The organism is Lysobacter sp. Root983 (assembly GCF_001429345.1).
Taxonomy (GTDB): domain Bacteria; phylum Pseudomonadota; class Gammaproteobacteria; order Xanthomonadales; family Xanthomonadaceae; genus Lysobacter.
The window spans coordinates 277,805-299,877 of the sequence record NZ_LMJO01000001.1 but is presented as its reverse complement, the minus strand read 5'-3'; the positions used below and the strand labels follow the sequence as shown (position 1 = coordinate 299,877).

Below are 22,073 nucleotides of genomic sequence, written 5' to 3'. Positions count from 1 at the left end.
CTGCGGCGCTCGCTTCCCTCATCCGCCCTACGGGCACCTTCTCCCGCCAGCGGGAGTAGGGACAGCATTGGTTCCGCCTCACGCGCTGCCCCTCTCCCGCTTGCGGGGTGAGCGGCAGCGCTTACGAGCCACTGGCTCGCGCTGCACCGAAAGCCCGACCGCCATGCAGTCGGGCCGGGGCGCGGCTTGGGGTGAGGGCCGCCGCGAGCCCGCCCGCGGCGCTACCTCACTTGCCCGGCTGCGTCACCGTCAGCATCGCCGGTACCGCCTTGCCGACGCCGCGCAGATCCGGACGGTACATGTCCTCGACCAACGACGGCGGCACGGTGTAGGTGCCCGGCGTGACCGCGCGCACCAAGTAGAACACCCGCGCGGTGTCGCCGACGTCGAGCTTGAGCGCGGCCACGTAACGGTCGTCGCGGAACTCCTCGTGACGTACTTCGGCGGCGTCGTCGCGGTCGGAGATCTCGATGCCGTCCACCACCACGCCGGCCCACTGCTTGGCGTCGCCGAGGTTGAAGTTCTCGATCTCCAGGCCCGCCGGCAGCAGGTCGGTGAGCAGGGCGTCGGGCATGCTGCGGCTGGCCTTGATGCTGACCTGCACGATCAGAGCCTCGCCCTCCTCCAGGCTGCCGCCTTCCCACTCCTCGCCCTTGGTCGTGTAGTACTTGCGCTTGACCTCGATCACCGAGCTGTCCGGGTCCGGCGCGCGGCGCGGCACGCCGGCCACTTCCATGCTCGCGTACAGCGGCGGCTGACCGACCGGCGCGAAGCTCACGCCCGCGGCCAGCGCGTCGTAGTCGAACAGGCGGCCGACGATCTTGGCCGCACCGGCGTCGCTGGCGACATCGCCGACTTTCCATTGGCCGGACACGGTCTTGGCCTGGTCGGCCATCAGCGCCTTGCCCAGGCGCGCCAGCGCGACCTGCTCCTGCGTGCTCAGCCACAGCCAACCGCGATTGCGGCGCGCGTCCAGCTCCAGGCCCAGCGGCACCGCGCGGCCGTCGTAGGCCGGCGTGGCGTAGCCGCGCTCGTGCACCAGCGCGATCATCAAGGCGTCGTCGCGCACACGGCTGCCGTAGTCGCCCAGGTACTCCGGACGGTCCTTGGAGTCCTTGGCGAAACCTTCGGCGATCGCCTTCTTGCCGCGCGCCTTGTCGCCCTGCATCGACAGCGCCAGGCCCAGGTGCACCAGCGGCAGGCCGGTCACGCTGTTCTTGCGCTCGTTGTCGTAGAGCGCGCGCAAGGTACCCAGCGGCGCGCGGTTGACGCGCGCCAGCACATAGCCGGCGTGGGCCTGATAGGCGAACTTGAGGTGTTCGCGGCGGTCGTAGCCGAAGAACTGGGCGCCGCCCGACAGCAGGTCCTCGTTGAGCACCTTCAGGGACTTCTGCAGCATGGTCTCGGGCACCGCGAAACCGGCGTCGCGCGCGTCCAGCAGGAACTCGACCACGTAGGGCGTGATCGCCTGATTGACGTAGTCGCCGTCGCCCCACATCGAATAGTGGCCGGAGCCGATCTGCATCGCCGCCAGGCGACCGAACGCGCCTTCCATGCGCGCGCGCCGCTGCTTGGCGTCCAGGCCCTTGACCCCGAGCATCTTGGCGGTGGCCTCGTCCAGCTCCAGCGCGGCATAGCCCTTGCTGGTGGTCTGCTCGGCGCAGCCGTACGGATACTCCAGCGCGCCCTGCAGCGCGCTGGCGAACGGAATCGGCGGCAAGGCGCTGACCGTCATGCGCGCGTTCACCGAGCCCGGCATCAGGCCTTCGGCGAAGTCCGCGCCCAGGCGCACCGAGGCGTTGTCCTCCAGCACCTGGGTGCGCGCACGCAAGACCTGCGGCCAAGCCGGCCGCACCGGCACGTCGTAGCGCCGGTCGACCTTGTAGCCGTTGCCCTCCACGCGCACGCGCACCTGCGCGACCGTGTAGCCCTCGCGGGCGACGATCGGGAAGGTGTAGGTGGTCTTGGCCTCCACGCCCAGGTTGGCCTTGCGGTTGCCGTCGCTCAGCGACAGCGGGCCGATGCCTTCGACCTTGACCTCGAACTCGCCGGGCTTGCCGGTGAAGTTCTGCACGTCCAGGGTGACGTTGCTGCGGTCGCCCGGTGCGAGCACGCGCGGCGTGCTGGCCTCGGCCAGCACCGGCGCGCGCACGATGGTCTCGCGGTCGCGCTTGCCGTACTTGCCGCCGGAGTACACCAGCGCCGACACCCGCAAGGTGCCGTTGAAATCGGGCACCGCCAGCTTGACCAGGGCATTGCCCTTGGCATCCAGGCGCACCGGCCCGGCGAACAGGTCCACCGTCTGCACCTTGGCGGTCGGGCGCCGTGCCTGTGGCAAGGCCTCCAGTGCTGCGTCGCCGCCGAAGCGGAGCTTGGCGGTGCCGCCCTCGAAGCTCTCGATCACGCGCCCGTAGACGTCGTAGGCGTCCACGCCCAGACGACGCTGGGCGAAGAAATGCGCGGCCGCGTCCGGCACCGGGAAGCGGGTGATGTTGAGGATGCCCACATCGACCGCGGACACGGTCACGTAGGCTTCCTGCCCGGCCAGCTGCGGCGCGCTGACGGTGACCGGCAGGTCCTGCTCGGGCCGCATCAGCTTGGGCACGTTGAGCCCGACCGCGACCGTGCGCTCGCGCCGGTCCATCGGCACGTGGGCGATGCCGACCGCGCGCGCGGGCGTGATCTTGCTGGGCGCGCTGCCGCCGCGGAACACCAGCGCGGTCACGTAGACGTCGTGGCGGTCCCAATCGTTGGTGACCGGAATCTCGAAGCTGCTGCCGGCCTTCACGTCGATCGCCTGCACGTACAGCATGCGATCGCTTTCGACCATCAGCAGGCCCTTGCCCGCGTGCGGCGGGGTCAGGGTGACCTTGAGGGTGTCGCCGGCCTTGTAGGCGGTCTTGTCGAGCGCGATCTTGACCTTGTCGGGGCGCGCGTCGAGGCCGCGGTTCTGGTCGTCCCAGCTCCAACCGGCCTTGAACGGATAGCGCGAGGTCAGCTGGGTCGCCGGGTCGTAGACGTCGATGCGGTACTCGCCCCACTCGACCGGGAAATCCAGGCGCAGCGGCGAGGCGCCGAGGTCGACGTTGCGGGTCTGCACGTCTTCGTAGCGGCGGTTGAAGTCGTAGTCCCAGCCGCCGTCGGCGTCGTAGTTCCAGTGGTAGTCGCGGTGTTCGCGGATCAGGGTCACGCGCAGGCCACGCGCCGGGCGCGGCTTGCCGTCGGCGCCGACGCGGGTCAGCTCGAAACCGGCGTTGCCGTTGGAATCGGTGCCTTCCTTGTCGTCGAACAGCGGACGCACGCCGACCAGGGCATCGGCCGGCCACAGCACGCGCTTGAGGCTGCGATTGACGCTGCGGCCGCCGCTTTCGTAGACGCTGCCGGTGAGGATGGCGGCGATCGGGCTGACCGGCTTGGCCTCGCTGGGCAGCGCCACGTTCTGCTGCAACTTGCCCTGGGCGTCGAGCGCGGTATCGACCACGTCCTTGGCTTCCTTGGGCAGGCTCAGGGTCGGGTCGCCGAAGAAGTAGCCGGGCAGTTGCTCCAACGGATGCTGCTCCACCATCACCGCCAGCTTGGCGGTGAAACGGTTGCCGGCCGCGGGCGCACCATAGAGATAGGCGCCGTCGACGGCGAGCTTGATCGGCTCGCCCGGCTTCAGCGTGGCCTGGGCGTTGAGGTCCAGCTTGAGGCGCTCGGGCAGGAACTCCTCGATGCGCAGGGTCATGCCCTGCACCGCTTCCTTGCTGGCCGGATCGGTGCGGAACTCGACCCGCCAACGGCCGGTCGCGGCGTCGGCCGGAATCACCTGGGCGTGGCGCACATAGCCCTGGCTGTCGGGCTGCAGGCGCGTTTCCAGGAAGGTCTTGCCGTCGGGCTGCACGTAGCGCAGGAACACCGGCTGCAAGGCCTTGCCCTTGAGCGCGACCGGCTTGCCGTCCTGATCGCGCAGCAGCGCCGACAGGCGCACGGTCTCGCCCGGGCGGTAGAGATCGCGGCCCGACCAGGCGAACACGTCGAACCAGGCCTGCTCGCGGCCGGAGACCGCAAACTCGGACAGGTCCAGCGCCGGCTGGTTGAACGGCAGCATCGACACGTCGCTGCCGCGCTGCGCCACCAGCACCTGGGTGGCGTCGAGCTTGTAGGCCAGCATCACGTTGCCGTTGCGGTCGGTCTCGCCCTTCAGCACCGGCTCGCCATTGGCGTCCAGCACCTTGAGCTCGACCCCGCCGACCGCATCGCCGTTCTCCAGCGAGGCGGTATGCACGAACAGCTTGTCCTTGTAGGCGCGCGCATGCAGGCCGAGATCGCTGACGGTGAAGAACGCGGTCTCGAACTCGTCCTTGAACTGGCCGCTGCGCTTCATCACCGCGAAGTACAGACCGGGCTTCTGCAGCTCCTCGATGTCCTGCAGCGGCAGATAGGTCAACACGCGCTCGTTGGGCTTGCCGCCGAGCACGAAACGATTGACGTAGACCGGCTCGGCCAGCTTGGACAATGGGGTCTTGTCGTCCCAGTCGCGCTCCAGCTCCCAGCTGCCGCGACGGCCGCCGCGCTGGTACTCGGCGAAGAACTTGGGCAGTTCCTTGTCCTTGATGCGCATGAACTCGACGTCGACTTCGGCGACGTTGATCGACACCACCGGCAGGCCGCGGCTCTCGCGCGCCGGCAGCACGCTGCCTTGCGAGGCGAAGCCGACCACCGGATCCAGCGGACCGGTGTAGACGTTGCGGGTGACGGCCTTGCCGATGCGGTCGCCGTCGGCGGCGGTGAGGCCGCCCTTGATGGTGACCACGTAATCCTTGCTGGCTTCGACGTGGGGGAAACGCAGGACCTTGCCGCCGTCGTCCAGCACCCAGCTGCCCTTGACCACGGCGCCGTTCTTGTCGGCGACCGCGATCAGGTCGTCGAAGGCCTGGCTGCCGACCAGCGGCTGGCTGAATTCCAGGGCGATCGCGAGCTGCTCGTCGGCTTTCTGATCGGGATAAGCCGCGACCAGCCCGAAGCCCTCGACGGTCTCGCGCTTGGCCTTGATCGCCTCGCCGCTCACCTCGGGCAGTTGGCCGGTGGTGTCGCGCTTGCAGGCGACGGGCCCGCCGATCAGCAGCAGCGCCAAGGCCAAGCCAGCGGCCGCGCGCACGACGCGCCGGAACGAAAATGCAGCACCACCCACCACGCTATCCATGTCGTCTCCCCTAGGGTTGCGACGAGTATAGAGCGCGCCCAGCATCGCCATAAGGACAATTTGCGGACCATGCGCAGGCATCGTTTTGCTGGCGTTGCCGAACGCCGACGACGGCCGCATCGAGCGCCCGGCGCAATCGCCCCTCACACCCTGGAACAATGTTTCAAACCGAAGTCGGGCCGATCCAGCGCCAGCGACGCATGTGCCAATGCATGACTCGAATCACACTGTGAGTACAGGCGCGGTTGGTTTCCCCTGCCCCGCCCCGGCGCCTCGTTGGCTAGCTTGGAAAACGGCCGGATCGACGATCCGTCCGCCATCGCCCTGCGCATCGGCTAGCACGGACGCCGCGCCAGGGATCGCCATCGACGCGGCCGCGCCCCGGCCGACCAGGGAGAGAGAACCCGATGACCACCCGTAAGCATGCAGCGCGCCTGGCCCAGGCCGCACTGCTCCTGTCCATCGCCAGCGCCCCGGCGTTCGCGGCCAAGCCGCTGTTCGTCGGACAGGCGCCGGCCCCGCAACGCGCCGCGCTCGCCACCGCCCAGCAGCTGTCGCACGCCGCCCCCACCCGCAGCCTGCGCATCGAACGCGCCGACGCCTCGGTGGTCAGCGCGCAGAACCGCGAGATCGAACTGCGCCTGGGCTCGCGCCTGGTCACCGCCACGCTGGACGACGCGCACCAGACCGAGCGCGGCAACACCGTCTGGCTCGGCCGTCTGCGCGATTCGCGCGGCGCCGCGGCTTTGCGCGGCTCCCGCGAAGTGCGTGTCGACGAACGCAACTCGGTGGCCCTGGTCCGCCACGGCGACCGCATCACCGGCAACGTGCGCGTCGACGGCACCTTGTACCGCATCCAGTCCCTGCCCGACGGCAGCAACGCGGTGATCGAAGTCGACGAAAGCCGCCTGCCGCCGGATCACGCGGCCGACTACAACGAAGCCCGCATGCCGCAGATCGACATGCGCGCCACTGCGGCGCGCGCCGTGAGCGGCGGCGGCCTGGTCGGCGCGGCCGCGATCGACCCCGGTGCCACCGCCACCATCCGCGTCCAGGTGGTCGCCACCAACCAGGCGGTCGCCGCGTACGGCGGCGACATGGAAGCGCTGATCGAACTGGCCGTGGCCGAGAGCAACCAGGGCTACGTCAACTCCAACGTCGGCATCAACATGGTCCTGGCCAACTACCGCACGGTGCAATACACCTCGGTCGGCGACGGTCACGCCACCGACGTGCAGCGTTTCGCGGGCACCAGCGACGGTTACATGGACGACGTGCATGCCAGCCGCGACGCCAACGCCGCCGACGTCAACGTGCTGGTCATCGACGACGACAGCAACTGCGGCCGCGCCAGTTCGATCGGCTCCAACGCCGCCAGCGCGTTCGCGACGGTGTATTGGGATTGCGCGACCGGCTACTACAGCTTCGCCCACGAGATCGGCCACCTGTTGTCGGCGCGCCACGATCCGACCAACGACCCCAGCAGCACGCCCTACGCCTACGGCCACGGCTACCAGTACGCACCGGCCACGGGCACGCGCTGGCGCACCATCATGGCCTACCAGTGCAGCGGCACCGCCTGCACGCGCCTGAACTACTGGTCCAACCCCGACGTCAGCTATAACGGCGTGCCGATGGGCAACACCAACCTCAGCCACAACCAGCGCGTGCTGGTGCAGACCAAGGCGGCGATGGCGGCGTTCCGCGCCGACCCGGGCGCCAACGTCGCGCCGACGGCCAACTTCAGCTCCTCGGCCAGCGGCCTGACGGTAAGCTTCACCGACGCCTCCACCGACAGCGACGGCACGATCGCTACGCGCAGTTGGAACTTCGGCGACGGCACCACCTCCACCGCCACCAGCCCCAGCAAGACCTACGCGACGGCCGGCACCTACACCGTCACCCTGACCGTCACCGACGACGACGGCGCCAGCAACACCAAAGACCTACAGCAACGGCACCGACGTCAACATTCCCGACAACAACGCCACCGGCGTGAGCAGCTCGATCGTGGTCTCCGGCCGCACCGGCAACGCCCCGTCCAACGCTTCGATCTCGGTCAACATCGTCCATCCGTATAAGGGCGACCTGATCGTGGACCTGCTGGCGCCGGACGGCTCGGTCTACAACATCCACAACCGCAGCGGCGGCAGCGCCGACAACGTCAGCGGCACCTTCGTCAAGAACCTGTCCACCGAAGCGCTCAATGGCACCTGGCGCCTGCGCGCGGCCGACCGGGCCGGCCAGGACGTGGGCTACATCGACAACTGGAGCATCACCTTCTGATGCGCCGCGACCGGGCCCGCGCGCCCGGCTCCGGATCCCACCGAAACCCCGGCCACGGCCGGGGTTTCTCTTGCGCCAGCGGGAAGCGCCACGGCGGCATCGCCCGACGAGCCCGCCCTCACCTCGGCAAGTACTTGTCCCACATCCGATTGCGGAAACGTCCTCGCGGATCGATCTGGCGCTTGAGCGCCACGAACGTCGGCGCTGCCGGATAGCCGCGTAGAAACTGCTCGCGCGTGGCATGCAGGCGGTATGGCAGATAGTGGCGGCCGCCGTGATCCAGGGCCAGATCGATCAGGCGCCGCGTCCATTGCCCGGCGACCGCGTCGGCGCGCGCGCCGCTGCGCTGCTTGTGATAGAGCACGAACGAAAACACCTCGGTCGGCGACCAGCTCAGCAGCGATTGCCGATCCGCGGGCGCGTGCCGGATCGAAACGTTCAATGCGTGCACCTCGAAGTCGCGCAGGAGCCGCGCCAGCGCGCGCGCGAACTCGGCGAAGGCCGGGACCGGCACGAAGTACTCCTGCAGCAGATAGGTCGAATAGCGCCGCGTGCTCGGCTCCAGCGAAGCGATGTCCAGGCTGGCTTCGCGATTGTGCCAGACCACCTCGCGCTCGCGCAGCAGCCTCTCGACCGAGTATCGCTCGCGCATCCAGGGGCCGCCCGGCAATTCGGACGCGCTCCAGATCAGTTTGCGGTCGCGGCGGTAGTCGCCATTGCGCGCGATCAGACGCTCGTCGACAGTCAGCGGCTCTGCGCAGTGGCTCCAGGTCACCGCGACCGGCGCGTCGAAGCGTGGCGGCAGCAAGTCGGCGTTGTGCAGCACGCTGGCTGGATCGGCGAGCACGCGTTCGGCGAACCAGGCCGGATACTCGTCCAAGGCCACCCGCTCGGCGCGCCGCACGATGCGATGGTTGAGGCTGAGATCGAACTCGGCCTCGGTGATCGCGCCCAGTCCGCCATAGCCGCCCACCGCCGCATGGAACAACCGCGGGTCGCGCTCGCGGCTGAGCTCGTGCACCTGCCCGTCGCCGTCGATCAGTTGAAGCGCGCGCAGGCTGTGGATCAGGCTGCCCTTGCCGACGTAGCGGCCGTGGCAATTGACCGAGAGGGAGCCGCCTATGCTGAAGTTGCTGTAGCTTTGCATGATCGAAACCGCCAGACCGTGCGGGTCGATCAGCTCCTGCAACTCGCGCCAGGACATGCCGGTCTGCACGCGCACGCGCCGCTGCGCGGGGTCCAGCCACACCATGCGATTCAAGCCGCGCATGTCCAGATGCAACGATCCGTCCGCGGCGATCTGGCCGCCCATGCTGCAACGCGCGCCGCCGATCGACACCGCGCCTGGACCGCTTCGCAATGCGGCCACGACCGCGGCCACCGAGTTCGGTCTGAGCACGCGCCCCACTTCGATTTCGTCGATGCCGCCGATATCGCGCAGCCGGCGTTCGTCGCGGTCCGGCGACTCGCGCGCGCAGCCGGACACGCCCAGCGCGGCGCAGGTGGCAAGCACCCGCAGCGCCTCGCGCCGTCCGGGATCGGCACAAACCTCGTTCGCGACGTCGGCGTCGGCGTCGCCGCAGGCGGTATCGCTGTCGTCGCGGCCCATCAACGCGGGTCGCCTCCGGCCCGATCGGCGCGGCGCCCTCCACCCTGCCGCCGCGCGCCGGCCGGTCCGAATGCCGGGATCTCGATCGAAGCGTGGGGCGCGCGGGGCATGCGGTCAGGTTAGCGACCGTGCGCCAGGCGCACCAGATCGGTGGTCGAGGTCTGGCCGTGCCTGGCTGGAGGACGGAGGCCGGACTTCCGCGGCGTCGCGGTCGCGGCCGACACCCGCTGAATCCGCATCGCCGGGCCCGCCAGCGTCTGCGAAGACCGGCTCCTGCCGTAACTGGAATAGCCCCCACGCTTATGCGCGGAATTAGGTCACATTCGACGATTGATTATCTAGCTGAAAATAATCAAGACCGCTTACTCGTTCATGTTAGTGAGCGTGAAAGCCTTTGATTTCGCTGGATAAGATCATCAACGCATTCAGGCGACAAAACCCCCACCCGCACCGCGCATAATCCTTGTGCATTGCAACAATATATTTAAAACATTATTACAATCCGATGGCGGTCTCGTAAAATCCAGATTCACGCGCCAAATACGGCAAAAAAACGGTTTCAGATGCAAGCGCCATGCACTGCATCAGTACGCATTCATTCCTTAACGAATGTGACTTAGTTCCACAGCTTTGACCCCAATTTGCACCCCGGCCTAGCGTCGCTCCGCCGTCGCGAAGGACATCGCGGCGGCATCCGATAGACCCACGACCTACCGCACGCACAAGGACGATCGAGTGCGCAGGGCCAGGGCGTGTTGGTGACAGGGGGCGGATGCACCACCTGCAGTGAGCCGGCCGCGACCGCGGCCCGACCAACAACACTAGCTTCGGGGGTAACACCAGTGAATCGTCATTCCGTACCGAAACTGCACGCACTCGCGGCCGCGGCCGCCCTGGTCCTGGCCGCTGGCGCGGCCGATGCGGCGCAACGCGTCGATCTGCACCAGAGCAACGTCAACCAGCTCAATCAGCAGTATCGCGCGGCCGCGGCCAGCGTCGGCGCCAGCGCCGATGCCGGTGCGCGTCACGCCGAGCTGCTGGCGCTGGACACGCAGTCCACGCTCAAGGCGGTCGCGATCAAGGCCGACCGCGACGGCACCCGCCACTACCGCTATCAGCAGAGCCATCGCGGCGTGCGGATCTTCGGCGAGCAGATGGTCGTCAGCGAAGACGCCAACGGCAACGTGCGCACGCTGTTCGGTCAGATGATCAACGGCATCGACGCCGACGTGCCCAGCGTCACGCCCAAGCTGGCCAAGTCGCAGGCGCTGAGCGTCGGCAAGCGCGCCGGCCTGGGCAACCGTCAGGGCCTGCTCGGCACCCGCGACGAGAAGACCGAGCAGGTCATCTATGTCGACGACGGCGGCCGCGCCCACCTGGCCTATGTCGTGTCGTACTTCGCCGACGCCGCCAAGGGCGGTTCGCCGACGCGTCCGTTCGTGATCGTCGACGCCAACGACGGCCGCGTGCTCAAGCAGTGGGACGCGCTAGCGCACGCCAACGGCACCGGCCCCGGCGGCAACCAGAAGACCGGCCAGTACGAGTACGGCACCAACTTCGGTTTCCTCGACGTGGCGCAGAGCGGCAGCACCTGCACCATGAACAACGCCAACGTGAAGACGGTCAACCTCAATCACGGCACCACCGGCAGCACGGCGTTCTCGTACACCTGCCCGCGCAACACCGTGAAGACCATCAACGGCGCCTATTCGCCGCTCAACGACGCGCACTACTTCGGCAAGGTCGTCTACGACATGTACGGCGCCTACGTGGGCGTGCCGCCGCTGAGCTTCCAGCTGACCATGCGCGTGCATTACAGCAACAGCTACCAGAACGCGTTCTGGGACGGCTCGGCGATGACCTTCGGCGACGGCGGCTCGACCTTCTACCCGCTGGTCAGCCTGGACGTGTCGGCGCACGAGGTCTCGCACGGTTTCACCGAGCAGAACTCGAACCTGACCTACTCCGGCCAGTCCGGCGGCATCAACGAAGCGTTCTCCGACATGGCCGGCGAAGCCGCCGAGTACTACATGAACGGCACGAACGACTTCCTGGTCGGCGCGCAGATCTTCAAGGCCACCGGCGCCCTGCGCTACATGGCCAACCCGCCGCAGGACGGCAGCTCGATCGGCCACGCCTCGAACTACACCAACGGCATGGACGTGCACTACTCGTCCGGCGTGTACAACAAGGCGTTCTGGAAGCTGGCGACCACCTCGGGCTGGGATACGCAGAAGGCGTTCAAGGCCTTCGCCCGCGCCAACCAGCTGTACTGGACGGCGAGCACCAACTTCATCCAGGGCTCCTGCGGCGTCGAGACCGCGGCCACCGATCTGGGCTACAACGTCGCCGACGTGAGTGCGGCCTTCGCGCTGGTCGGCGTCGACTGCCCAGGCGGCGGTAACGCTCCCCCGGTGGCGAACTTCACCTCGTCGGTCAGCGGCCTGACCGTGGCCTTCACCGATACCTCCACCGACAGCGACGGCTCCATCGCCTCGCGTAGCTGGAACTTCGGCGACAGCACCACCTCCACCGCCACCAACCCCAGCAAGACCTACACGACGGCGGGTACCTACACGGTGACCCTGACGGTGACCGACAACAACGGCGCCACCAACACCAAGACCTCCACGGTCACGGTCGGCGGCACCGGCGGCACCCAGACCTACAGCAACGGCACGGACTTCCCGATCGCCGACAACAGCACGGTCGAAAGCCCGATCTCGGTCTCCGGTCGTACCGGCAACGGTCCGAGCAACGCTTCGATCACCGTCAACATCCTGCACACCTACAAGGGTGATCTGAAGGTCGATCTGGTCGCGCCGGACGGCACGCTGTACAACATCCACAACCGCACCGGCGGCAGCGCCGACAACGTGACCGGCACCTTCACCAAGAACCTGACCAGCGAAGCGCTGAACGGCACTTGGAAGCTGCGCGTCAACGACAACGCTTCGCTCGACACCGGCAAGATCGACAGCTGGAGCATCACGTTCTGATTGCCCGATCCGGGCCAAGGAACGGCTCGGCGACGGCTATGCGATAAAAAAACCCCGGCTTCGGCCGGGGTTTTTATTTTGAGCGTCGCGCTGCATGCGCGAACCACACGAACGCTCACGCTACGATCCCGATCGGCGACGCGTCGTCCGGATGCCGCAAACGAGAACGCCACCCGCAGGTGGCGTTCTCGTGGCAAGCGCGGGCCGCGGATCAGCTTTCCGGGCTGGGCGCGTCGCCTGCCTTGTCGCCCGCATCCGCGATCGGCGGCAGGCCATCGCCGCTCTCGTCCGCGTCGTCTTCCAACGAAGCATCGACGCGCTCGATGGTCTGCAAGGTCTCGTCTTCGGCCAGACGCATCAGGGTCACGCCCTGGGTGTTGCGGCCGACCTGGGAGATTTCCGCCGCGCGCGTACGCACCAGGGTGCCGCCGTCGGAGATCATCAGCACTTCGTGGTGATCGCTGAGCTGGATCGCGCCGACCAGGGCGCCGTTGCGCTCGGTGGTCTTCAGCGCGATCACGCCCTGAGTGCCGCGACCCTTGCACGGATACTCCTCGACCGGAGTGCGCTTGCCGTAGCCGCGCTGGCTGGCGGTGAGGATGTCGCCGTCGCCGTCGATCACGATCATGCTGACCACCATCTCGCCCGAAGCCAGCTTGATGCCGCGCACGCCGCGGCTGTTGCGGCCGGTGGAGCGAACGCCGCCCTTGCCGCGCTTGGACTTGTCGGCGCCTTCGCCCTCACCCGCCGCCTCGGCCTCGACGCCGTCCTCGGCGCCCTCGATCTCGGCCGACTCGTCGGCGCTGTCCGCCTCGTCCTCGCGACCGCTTTCGGCGAAGCGCACGGCCTTGCCGTTGCTGGCGAACAGCATCACTTCGCGCTGGCCGTCGGTCAGGGCCACATCGACCAGGGCATCGCCCTCGTCGAGGTTGATCGCGATCTTGCCGCGCGCCAGGCGATAGGCGAACTCGGTCAGCGGCGTCTTCTTGACCATGCCCTTGCGGGTGGCGAAGAACACGAAGTGCTGGTCGTCGTACTCGCGCACCGGCAGCACGGCCTGGACCTGCTCGCCGGCTTCCAGCGCCAGCCAGTTGATGATCGGACGGCCGCGCGCGTTAGGCCCGGCCTCCGGCAACTGGTGCACCGGCAGCCAGAACACGCGGCCGGAGCTGGTGAAGGTCAACAAGGTGTCGTGGGTGTTGACCAACCACAGCTTGTCGATGAAATCCTCGTCCTTGGTCGCCGCCGCGTTGCGGCCCTTGCCGCCGCGCTTCTGGGCGCGATAGGCGCTGACCGGCTGACGCTTGGCGTAGCCCGAATGCGACAGCGTGACCACCACGTCCTCCGGCGCGATCAGGTCGAGGATGTCGAGATCCTCTTCGCTGGCGCGGATTTCGCTGCGGCGCGCGTCGCCGAACTCTTCCTTCAGGTTCAGCAGCTCGGTGCGGATCACTTCCAGCAGCACGTCGGGATTCTCGAGGATCTCGATCAGGCCGCGGATGGTCTCCAGCAGCAGCTTGTACTCGTCGGTGAGCTTTTCCTGCTCCAGACCGGTCAGGCGGTGCAGGCGCATTTCCAGGATCTGGCTGGCCTGGGCCTCGGTGAGCTGGTAGCGGCCGTCGGCGAAACCGACGCCGGCCGGCAGATCGTCCGGACGCGAGGCCTCGGCGCCGGCGGCGGCCAGCAACGCGCCGACCAGGCCCGGTTCCCAGGTCTTGGCCAGCATGCGCTCGCGCGCTTCGTTGGGGTTCGCCGAGGTCTTGATCAGCTCGATCATCTCGTCGATGTTGGCCAGCGCGACCGTCAAGCCTTCCAGGATGTGCGCGCGCTGACGCGCCTTGCGCAGATCGAAGATGGTGCGGCGGGTCACCACTTCGCGGCGGTGACGGATGAAGGCCTCGATGATCTGCTTGAGGTTCAGCAACTGCGGGCGGCCGTCGACCAGCGCCACCATGTTGATGCCGAACACCGACTCCATCTGGGTCTGCTGATAGAGGTTGTTCAGCACCACCTCGGCCGATTCGCCGCGCTTGACCTCGATGAAGATGCGCATGCCGTCCTTGTCGGACTCGTCGCGCAGCTCGCTGATGCCCTCGAGCTTCTTTTCCTTGACCAGCTCGGCGATCTTCTCGATCAGCCGCGCCTTGTTGACCTGGTACGGGATCTCGGTGACCGCGATCGCCTCGCGACCGGTGTCCTCGTTGACCTCGATGTCGGCGCGCGCGCGCATGCGCACGCGGCCGCGGCCGGTGCGGTAGGCGGCGATGATGCCGGCGGTGCCGTTGATGATGCCCGCGGTCGGGAAATCCGGGCCGGGGATGTATTCCATCAGGCCGTCGACGTCCAGCTCCGGATCGTTGATCAGGGCGATGGTCGCGTTGATCACTTCCGACAGGTTGTGCGGCGGGATGTTGGTCGCCATGCCCACGGCGATACCGGCCGAGCCGTTGACCAGCAGGTTCGGCACCCGGGTCGGCATGACCGTGGGTTCGAGTTCCTTTTCGTCGTAGTTGGGCTGGAAGTCGACGGTTTCCTTGTCGATGTCCGCCATCAGCTCGTGGGTGAGCTTGGCCATGCGCGATTCGGTGTAACGCATCGCGGCGGCGGAGTCGCCGTCGACCGAACCGAAGTTGCCCTGGCCGTCGACCAGCAGGTAACGCAGCGAGAACGGCTGGGCCATGCGCACCAGCGTGTCGTAGACCGACTGATCGCCGTGCGGGTGGTACTTACCGATCACGTCGCCGACGATACGCGCCGACTTGAAATGGGGCTTGTTGCTGTGCGCGCCGAGCTCGCTCATCGCGTACAGGACGCGGCGGTGCACCGGCTTGAGACCATCGCGGACGTCGGGGAGCGCGCGGCCCACGATCACGCTCATGGCGTAATCGAGATAGCTGCGACGCATCTCGTCTTCGAGATTGATCTGGATGATTTCCTTGGCGAGTTCGGCCATCAGGGTTCCGTGCTGAGCGGTTTTGCTAGGCGCCCCGGACGGCGGCGAAACCTGCCCGTGCGGGCCTGTTCTGCAGCTCGCTCAAGGCGGCATCAAAAGGACAGGAAATGATAGCACGAAACGGGGTCGGACAGCGGCCCGATTCCCACGCAGAAACAAGCACTTGCGGGTGCTTTTCCAGGCTTTGGCGCAGCCGCGCGACAGGCGCGGCGATCAGGCCGCGAACGCGGCGCGCATCGCCTGCGCGTCGGGACGCTCGATTACGCCGCGCTCGGTGACGATGGCGTCGATCAGTTCGTGCGGGGTGACGTCGAACACCGGGTTCCAGGCGCCGACCTGCTCGGCCGCCGTACGCACCCCGCCGACCGCGAACAGCTCGCCGGGATCGCGCTCCTCGATCTCGATCGCCTCGCCCGAGGCTGTGGCCATGTCGACCGTCGAGGACGGCGCGGCGACCATGAATTTGACCCCGTGATGGCGCGCGGCGATCGCGAGCTGGTAGGTGCCGATCTTGTTGGCGGTGTCGCCGTTGGCGCAGATGCGATCGGCGCCGACCACCACCCACTGCACGCGCCCGCTCTTCATCAGATGCGCGGCGGCGGAGTCGGCGATCAGGATCGGCGCGATGCCGTCCTGCTGCAGCTCCCACACGGTCAGGCGCGCGCCCTGCAGCCAGGGCCGGGTCTCGCCGGCGTAGACCTGGTCGATGCGGCCCTGGGCGACGCCGGCGCGGATCACGCCCAGCGCGGTGCCGAAGCCAGCGGTGGCCAGCGAGCCGGTGTTGCAATGGGTGAGCACGCCGCTGCCGGGCGCGATCAGGGCCGCGCCCAGCGCGCCCATGCGGCGGTTGGCGGCCAGGTCCTCGTCGGCGATCGCCTGGGCCTCGCGCGCGAGCGTGGCGCGCCAATCGGCGCCCGCCCCGCTCAGGCTGCGGCGCATGCGCGCCAGCGCCCAGGCCAGGTTGACCGCGGTCGGACGCGCGGCGTTGAGCCGCTGCAGCGCAGGTTCCAGCGCGGCCAGTGCGCCGGCGCCGTCGTCGGCCTGGATATCGCGCGCGGCCAGCACCACGCCCCAGGCGGCGGCGATGCCGATCGCCGGGGCGCCACGCACGGTCAGGGCGTGGATCGCGGCCGCGACCGCGTCGCTGTCCTGGCAACGCACGTATTCGACGTGGAACGGCAGGCGGCGCTGATCCAGCAGTTCCAGGGCGTCGCCGGTCCAGCGGATCGGGCGAATGCGGTCGTAGCGGTCGAAGTCGATGTCGTTCATCCGCGCAGTTTATCGCAGCCGCGCCAGGCCCTGGTTGCGGGCGCGCGAAAGCGCCAACGAAAACGGGCCCCGCGTCGCCGCGGGGCCCGTCGTCCTCAAGCGCTGGCGCGGGCGATCAGCGCACGCTGAACTCGCCGCGGCAGCCCATCTGCACCCAGATGCCGTTCTGATCCCAGCCCCAGGTCTGGCCTTCGATGCAGGCGCCCTTGGACTTCTGGCGGATCAGGCGCGCGCCGTCGCGGATGCTGGTATTGCAGCGACGCATGCGGCCCTCGCGACCGTCGTTGGATTCGCACACCACGGTGCGCCACTGGTTGTTGCCGCCGTTCCAGCCGCCACCGTTCCAGCCACCGCCGCCGCGGCCGCTGCTGAACTCGCCGCGGCAGCCGTTGCTGACCCACACGCTGCCGCGTTGCGAGCCCCAGCTCTGGCCTTCCACGCAGGGCGACTTCGAAAGCTGGCGCACCAGGCGCGCGCGGTTGCCGCCGATGGCGCAGGTGCGGTAACGGCCGTCGTCGGATTCGCAGCGCACGGTGTCGCCGTTGTTGCCGCCGTTATTGCCGCCGCCGTTCCAACCGCCACCGCCGTTCCAGCCACCGTCGCCGCCGCGGCCCAGTTCGAACTCGGCGCGGCAACCGCCGCTGACCCAGATGGTGTCGCGGTTGTAGCCCCAGGTGCTGCCCTGGATGCACTGCGACTTGGAGAACTGGCGGACCAGGCGCACGCCGCCGCGGGTGTCGGCATAGCACTGACGGTTGCGGCCGTCGTCGGACTCGCAGCGGATGGTCTGCTGACCGCCGCCGTAGTAACCGGAATCGTATTGCGGCGCCGCCTGTGCGGTCGCGCTGAAACCCAGCGCCAGGGCGAAACAGGAAACGATGCGTACGAACATGTCCGTCACTCCTTTGTCAGTTGGCTGCAACTTTATCCACGCCCGCTTAACGCAGGCTCAAGATTTCGGCACCGCGCCGGACCCGATCCGGATGCGTTTATCTGCCGCTTAACGAGTCCCGGGGCCGCGGCCGGACAGCGGCGCGCATGGGCGCAAGTATGCCGCGCGCAGGGGGCGGCAGTCGCCCGGACTTATGGCAGGTGGCGACGGCGCGCGACGGCGCCGCGGTGGGACCTCAGCCGCCGCGCGGCGTATCGACTTCGAACTCGGCGCGGCAGCCGTCTTCGACCCAGATGCCGTTGCCGTCGAAGCCCCAGCTGCGTCCTTCCACGCACTGCGAGCGCGAGAGCTGCTTGTGCAGGCGCACGCCAGCGCCGGTCTCGACCGCGCAGCGCTGGGCCTGGCTCTTGATCGATTCGCACAGCACCACCTTGCCGCGCGGCGCGACGGCCACCGGTTCGGTGGCGCCGTCGGACAGCATCTGGAACTCGCCGCGGCAACCGCCGGACACCCACAGTCCCTGGGCGTCCACACCCCAGTTCTGGTCGCGGATGCAGGGGCGCTTGGACAACTGGCGCACCAGCTGCACGCCATTGGCGCTGTTGCCACGGCAATGATTCCAGCGCCCGCCCTTGGATTCGCACCGCAAGACACGATCGCCGCTGCGGCTGTCGCGGCCGCTGCCGCCCTGGCCGAGCACGAAGTCGGCGCTGCAGCCGCGCGCGACCCAGACGCCGCTGCGATTCACGCCCCAGCCCTTGCCCTCGACGCAGTCGCTGTCGGACAGGCGCCGCGCCAGACGCACGCCGCCGGTGGTATCGGCCGGGCATTGGCGCGGGGTTTCGCCATCGGATTCGCAACGCAGCACGCGGTCGCCGTACAGCCGTTCGCCGCCGGCCTGGGCCATGGCGTCGCCCGCGCCGGCCATCAAGACCAGCGCCAACGACAGTGCCGCGGCAGTACCTGTGCGCATTGCGAGCTCCCCCTTGCGATACGCGATCACTCTACCCCGCGCACCTGAATGGTCAATCAAAACATCTTGCAACTGCGCCGTCTTGCGCTCTGCGTTCAGGCTTGTCATGCGCGCGCGAAATCGAAGGCCAAGGTATCGGCGATGCGCGGAACGTTCAGCATCGCCATCAGCAAACGGTCCACGCCCAGCGCAACGCCCGCGCAGTCCGGCAGACCGGCGGCGAGGCCGGCCAGCAGCGCCTCGTCGCGCGGCGGCGCGGGCGCGCCGCGTTGCGCGCGCAGCGCGAGGTCGCGTGCGAAGCGCAGGCCCTGTTCGTGCGCGTCGGCGAGTTCGTGATAGCCGTTGGCCAGTTCCAGCGGCCCCAGGTAAAGCTCGAAGCGCTCGGCCAGCGGCGGCTCGCCGGCGCGCACGCGCGCGAGCGCGCACTGCGAGGCCGGGTAGTCGTAGACGGCGAGCAGGCGATCGGACGCGAAGCCGGGCTGCAGGCGGTGGGTCATCAGCAGATCCAGCCAATCGTCGCGGCCCAGGCCCTCGGGATCGATCACCAACTCGCCCAAGGCGGCGCGCAATTCGGCTTCGTCGGCGCTCAGCGGATCCAGACCCAGGCGCTGTTGGTAAAGCTCGCGATAGGCCACGCGTTCCAGCGCCGCCTCGCGCCCGACCAGGGCCAACGCGGCCTGGATCAGTTCGGCGGTCTCGGCGATCAGATCCTGATGGTCGTAGCCCAGCCGGTACCACTCGAGCATGCTGAATTCGGGGTTGTGGCGGCCGCCGGCCTCGCCGTCGCGAAACACCCGGCCCAGTTCGTAACAGTCGCCGAAGCCGGCCGCGAGCAGACGCTTGAGTGGGTATTCGGGCGACGTGCGCAGCCAGCGCGTGCGCGGCGCGCCGTCGGTGCGGCCGCTGAACTGCAGCGAGAACGAGGCGATGTTGGGGTCGGTGTTGCCGGCCATCGACAACACCGGGGTCTCGACCTCGGTCACGCCGCGCTGGGCGAAGAATTCGCGGATGCGCGCATTGAGCGCCGCGCGCAGGCGCAGCGCCTCGAAGCTCGCCGATGGCCGCCAGTCGCGTGCGCCGGTCTCGCTCACGGGACCGCGCGGCCGTGTTCGGCCAGGAACGCGAGCAACTGCGCCTCGTCCCAGATCGGCACGCCCAGCTCCTGAGCCTTGTCGAGCTTGGAACCGGCGGCCTCGCCGGCGACCACGAAGCTGGTCTTCTTGGACACGCTGCCGGCGACCTTGGCGCCCAGCGCTTCCAAGTGATCCTTGGCCTGATCGCGCGACAAGGCGCTGAGGCTGCCGGTGAGCACGGCGGTCTGGCCATCCAGCGGGCCGGCGGCCGCGGCCGCCGCGGCCGCATCGGGCAGGCGCGCCTGCAGTTGCGCCAACGCCGCGCCCACGCGTTGCAGCAGGGCCGCGTTGTCGGCGTCGTCGCGCCACAGGGCGAAGGCCTGCGCGCTGTCGGCGGGCAGGCCGGCGGTGACGTAGGCGTGCTCGGGCGCGGCCGCCAGCTTGGCCGCATCCGCGAACGCGGCGGCCAGCTGTTCGGCGCGGATGCGGGTGACCTTGGGAATTTCCATATCCACCAACAAGGTCGCCAGATTCAGATCCGGAGCGAGCTTGGGCGTAGGCTCATGGGTGTCGGTAATGGTCACGCCGCGCGCGAGCAGGTCGTCGATCACCTGCTGGTTGCCGGGCTGGTCCAGGAAATGGCCCAGCGAACGCGCGACTTCGCCGCCGATGTCCGGCACGCGCTTGAACATGGGCCAGGGCAGATGGCGGATCAGGGCCAGATCGCCGAACCAGACCGCGAGCGCCTTGGCGGTGCTCTCGCCGACGTGCTGGATGCCGAGCGCGAACAGGAAGCGTTCGAGCGTGGTCGCGCGGCTGTGGTCGATCGCCTCGATCAGATTGTCGGCCCACTTGGTCGCGACCTTGCCGGCCTTGACCGTTTCCGGCGTGGTGCCGTCGCGCTCGTCCGCACGGCGCTTCATCTCCAGCAGGTCGTCCAGGCCCAGCTTGTACAGATCGGCCACCGACTGCACATAGCCCAGGTCCGACAGCACCTCGACATAACGCTCGCCCAGGCCTTCGATGTCCATGGCGCGGCGCGAAGCGAAATGAATGATGGCTTCCTTGCGCTGAGCCGGGCAGATCAGCTCGCCCGAGCAGCGCCAGACCACCTCGCCTTCCTCGCGCACCAGCTCCGAGCCGCACTGCGGACAGGTCTCGGGCATGGCCCAGGCCCGGGTGCCGGGCGGGCGCTGTTCGATCACCACCCGCACCACCTCGGGGATCACGTCGCCGGCGCGGCGCACGATCACGGTGTCGCCGTTGCGCACGTCCAGGCGCGCGACCTGATCGGCGTTGTGCAAGGTGGCGCGGGTCACGACCACGCCGCCCACCTGCACCGGCGCCATCAGCGCCCACGGCGTCACCGCGCCGGTGCGGCCGACGTTGATCTCGATCGATTCGACCGTGGTCGCCTGTTCCTGCGCCGGGAATTTGTGCGCAATCGCCCAACGCGGTGCGCGCGAGACGAAGCCCATCTCGCGCTGGCCGGCGTAGTCGTCGAGCTTGTAGACCACGCCGTCGATGTCGAACGGCAGCTTGTCGCGCTTTTCGCCGATGCGGCGGTAGTAGCCGAGCAGGCCCTGGGTGCCGGCGACCACATCGCTTTCGGCGCTGACCGGGAAGCCCCACTCGCGCAACTGCGCCAGCGTGGCCGAATGCGTGGCCGGCAGCTCGTAGCCTTCGACGATGCCGACCGCGTAGGCGTAGAACGCCAGCGGACGCTGCGCAGTGATGCGCGGATCGAGCTGGCGCAGCGAACCGGCCGCGCCGTTGCGCGGATTGGCCAGGACCTTGCCGCCGTCCTTGAGCGCGCGCTCGTTGTAGGCCTTGAACGCGGCCAGCGGCATGTAGACCTCGCCGCGCACTTCCAGCACGTCCGGCCAGCCTTTGCCGCGCAGTTGCAGCGGGATCGCCTTGACGGTGCGCAGGTTCGCGGTCACGTCCTCGCCGGTGGCGCCGTCGCCGCGGGTCGCGCCCTGGACGAAGCGGCCGTGTTCGTAGCGCAGGCTGATCGCCAGGCCGTCGAGTTTGGGCTCGACCGAGAAGCTCGGCGAGCTGCGCTCCAGGCGCTCCTCGATGCGGCGTTCGAAGTCGGCGACTTCCTCGTCGCTGAAGGCGTTGCCCAGCGACAGCATCGGAATCGCGTGACGGACCTCGGCGAAGGCCGAAGACGGCGCGTTGCCGACGCGCTGGGTCGGCGAATCGGGCGTGAGCAGCTCGGGATGCGCGGCTTCAAGCTGGTCGAGCTCGCGCAGCAGGCGGTCGTACTCGGCGTCCGGAATGCTGGGATCGTCGAGCACGTGGTAGCGGTAGTTGGCGTCTTCGAGCTGCTGGCGCAATACGGCGGCGCGTTGCGCGGCTTTGGCGGAGTCGGTCATCGCGGGCGTCCATGGCGCTGCGGTTGCGGCGCTATCGGCGCATTTTGACCGGTTTGGGCGAATCTGGGGATGCTGGGTTTGTGAGTTTGCGTGGGGTGGAGCAAATCCCCCCTGCCCCCCTTTTCCAAAGGGGGGAACGGCAACGGCAACGGCGAGAGCAACGGCGACATAGGCGCGTCGGGGGCATCGGCGGCATCGGCGGCATCGGCGGCAATGGCGGCAATGGCAGCAGCGGCGGCAACGGCAGCAACGGCAGCGTCGGCGGCAATGGCGGCAATAGCGGCATCGGCGGCATCGGCGGCATCGGCAGCAACGGCGGCAACGCCAACCGTAACGCTCATCGTCGCAGCCGATACTCCCGGCCTTGCACGGTCGATTGTCTTCCCCCTTTGAAAAAGGGGGATCGAGGGGGATTTGCTTTTCGAGCCGCGACGTCGCCGCGGCGCGCCCGAG

The 22,073-nt window shown here is 68.5% G+C and carries 12 protein-coding genes; 3 read left to right on the top strand and 9 right to left on the bottom strand.

Translation table 11 applies throughout. The features are described 5' to 3' along the window. Nucleotides 1–226 precede the first annotated feature (226 nt). Entirely contained in the window at nucleotides 227–5,185 is a 4,959-nt protein-coding gene (locus tag ASE43_RS01380; protein WP_057159216.1) for an alpha-2-macroglobulin, read from the bottom strand. A 407-nt stretch (nucleotides 5,186–5,592) separates the two neighbouring features. Here ASE43_RS01380 and ASE43_RS01375 point away from each other — a divergent pair, with 407 nt between their 5' ends. Further along, entirely contained in the window at nucleotides 5,593–7,266 is a 1,674-nt protein-coding gene (locus tag ASE43_RS01375; RefSeq protein WP_235568622.1) for a M12 family metallo-peptidase, read from the top strand. Continuing rightward, the gene (locus ASE43_RS01370; RefSeq protein ID WP_200956193.1) at nucleotides 7,181–7,471 is read left to right on the top strand and encodes a proprotein convertase P-domain-containing protein; all 291 of its coding nucleotides are present in this window, start codon (nucleotides 7,181–7,183) and stop codon (nucleotides 7,469–7,471) included. The genes ASE43_RS01375 and ASE43_RS01370 overlap by 86 nt, the downstream gene beginning before the upstream one ends. A gap of 118 nt (nucleotides 7,472–7,589) precedes the next feature. Here the strand turns inward: ASE43_RS01370 and ASE43_RS01365 are convergent, their stop codons facing one another. After that, the gene (locus ASE43_RS01365) at nucleotides 7,590–9,080 is read right to left on the bottom strand and encodes an FAD-binding oxidoreductase (RefSeq protein WP_082607033.1); all 1,491 of its coding nucleotides are present in this window, start codon (nucleotides 9,078–9,080) and stop codon (nucleotides 7,590–7,592) included. An 842-nt stretch (nucleotides 9,081–9,922) separates the two neighbouring features. On the opposite strand from ASE43_RS01365, the gene ASE43_RS01360 reads away from it, so the two are divergent. Next, nucleotides 9,923–12,079, top strand: a complete 2,157-nt coding sequence (locus ASE43_RS01360; protein WP_082576261.1) for a M4 family metallopeptidase — start codon at nucleotides 9,923–9,925, stop codon at nucleotides 12,077–12,079. A gap of 211 nt (nucleotides 12,080–12,290) precedes the next feature. Here the strand turns inward: ASE43_RS01360 and gyrA are convergent, their stop codons facing one another. The 7 genes from gyrA to ASE43_RS21475 form a co-directional block, all read right to left on the bottom strand. Further along, nucleotides 12,291–15,032, bottom strand: a complete 2,742-nt coding sequence (gene gyrA, locus ASE43_RS01355; RefSeq protein WP_056174457.1) for a DNA gyrase subunit A — start codon at nucleotides 15,030–15,032, stop codon at nucleotides 12,291–12,293. Between the two features lie 213 nt (nucleotides 15,033–15,245). After that, a complete protein-coding gene (mtnA, locus tag ASE43_RS01350; protein ID WP_056174454.1) occupies nucleotides 15,246–16,301 on the bottom strand; it encodes an S-methyl-5-thioribose-1-phosphate isomerase in 1,056 nt (351 codons plus the stop codon). Between the two features lie 115 nt (nucleotides 16,302–16,416). Beyond that, nucleotides 16,417–17,193 carry a DUF3011 domain-containing protein gene (locus ASE43_RS01345; protein WP_056174452.1) on the bottom strand — a complete coding sequence of 259 codons (777 nt, stop codon included), beginning with the start codon at nucleotides 17,191–17,193 and terminating at the stop codon, nucleotides 16,417–16,419. 235 nt (nucleotides 17,194–17,428) lie between these two features. Beyond that, on the bottom strand, nucleotides 17,429–18,166 hold the full coding sequence (locus ASE43_RS01340; RefSeq protein ID WP_057159214.1) for a DUF3011 domain-containing protein: 738 nt from the start codon (nucleotides 18,164–18,166) through the stop codon (nucleotides 17,429–17,431). A gap of 104 nt (nucleotides 18,167–18,270) precedes the next feature. After that, the gene (gene epmA / locus ASE43_RS01335) at nucleotides 18,271–19,257 is read right to left on the bottom strand and encodes an EF-P lysine aminoacylase EpmA (protein WP_057159213.1); all 987 of its coding nucleotides are present in this window, start codon (nucleotides 19,255–19,257) and stop codon (nucleotides 18,271–18,273) included. Next, entirely contained in the window at nucleotides 19,254–21,620 is a 2,367-nt protein-coding gene (ligA, locus tag ASE43_RS01330; protein WP_057159212.1) for an NAD-dependent DNA ligase LigA, read from the bottom strand. The genes epmA and ligA overlap by 4 nt, the downstream gene beginning before the upstream one ends. Next, nucleotides 21,617–21,961 (bottom strand): hypothetical protein, encoded by a 345-nt coding sequence (locus tag ASE43_RS21475; RefSeq protein WP_157499605.1) that lies wholly within the window; start codon nucleotides 21,959–21,961, stop codon nucleotides 21,617–21,619. The genes ligA and ASE43_RS21475 overlap by 4 nt, the downstream gene beginning before the upstream one ends. Nucleotides 21,962–22,073: the final 112 nt, after the last annotated feature.

Bases quoted from the DNA above. Each gene is read 5' to 3' on its own strand.
- ASE43_RS21475 (WP_157499605.1), bottom strand. From the start codon at position 21,961: ATGAGCGTTACGGTTGGCGTTGCCGCCGTTGCTGCCGATGCCGCCGAT.
- ASE43_RS01365 (WP_082607033.1), bottom strand. From the start codon at position 9,080: ATGGGCCGCGACGACAGCGATACCGCCTGCGGCGACGCCGACGCCGAC.
- ligA (WP_057159212.1), bottom strand. From the start codon at position 21,620: ATGACCGACTCCGCCAAAGCCGCGCAACGCGCCGCCGTATTGCGCCAG.
- ASE43_RS01345 (WP_056174452.1), bottom strand. From the start codon at position 17,193: ATGTTCGTACGCATCGTTTCCTGTTTCGCCCTGGCGCTGGGTTTCAGC.
- gyrA (WP_056174457.1), bottom strand. From the start codon at position 15,032: ATGGCCGAACTCGCCAAGGAAATCATCCAGATCAATCTCGAAGACGAG.
- ASE43_RS01340 (WP_057159214.1), bottom strand. From the start codon at position 18,166: ATGCGCACAGGTACTGCCGCGGCACTGTCGTTGGCGCTGGTCTTGATG.
- mtnA (WP_056174454.1), bottom strand. From the start codon at position 16,301: ATGAACGACATCGACTTCGACCGCTACGACCGCATTCGCCCGATCCGC.
- ASE43_RS01380 (WP_057159216.1), bottom strand. From the start codon at position 5,185: ATGGATAGCGTGGTGGGTGGTGCTGCATTTTCGTTCCGGCGCGTCGTG.
- ASE43_RS01375 (WP_235568622.1), top strand. From the start codon at position 5,593: ATGACCACCCGTAAGCATGCAGCGCGCCTGGCCCAGGCCGCACTGCTC.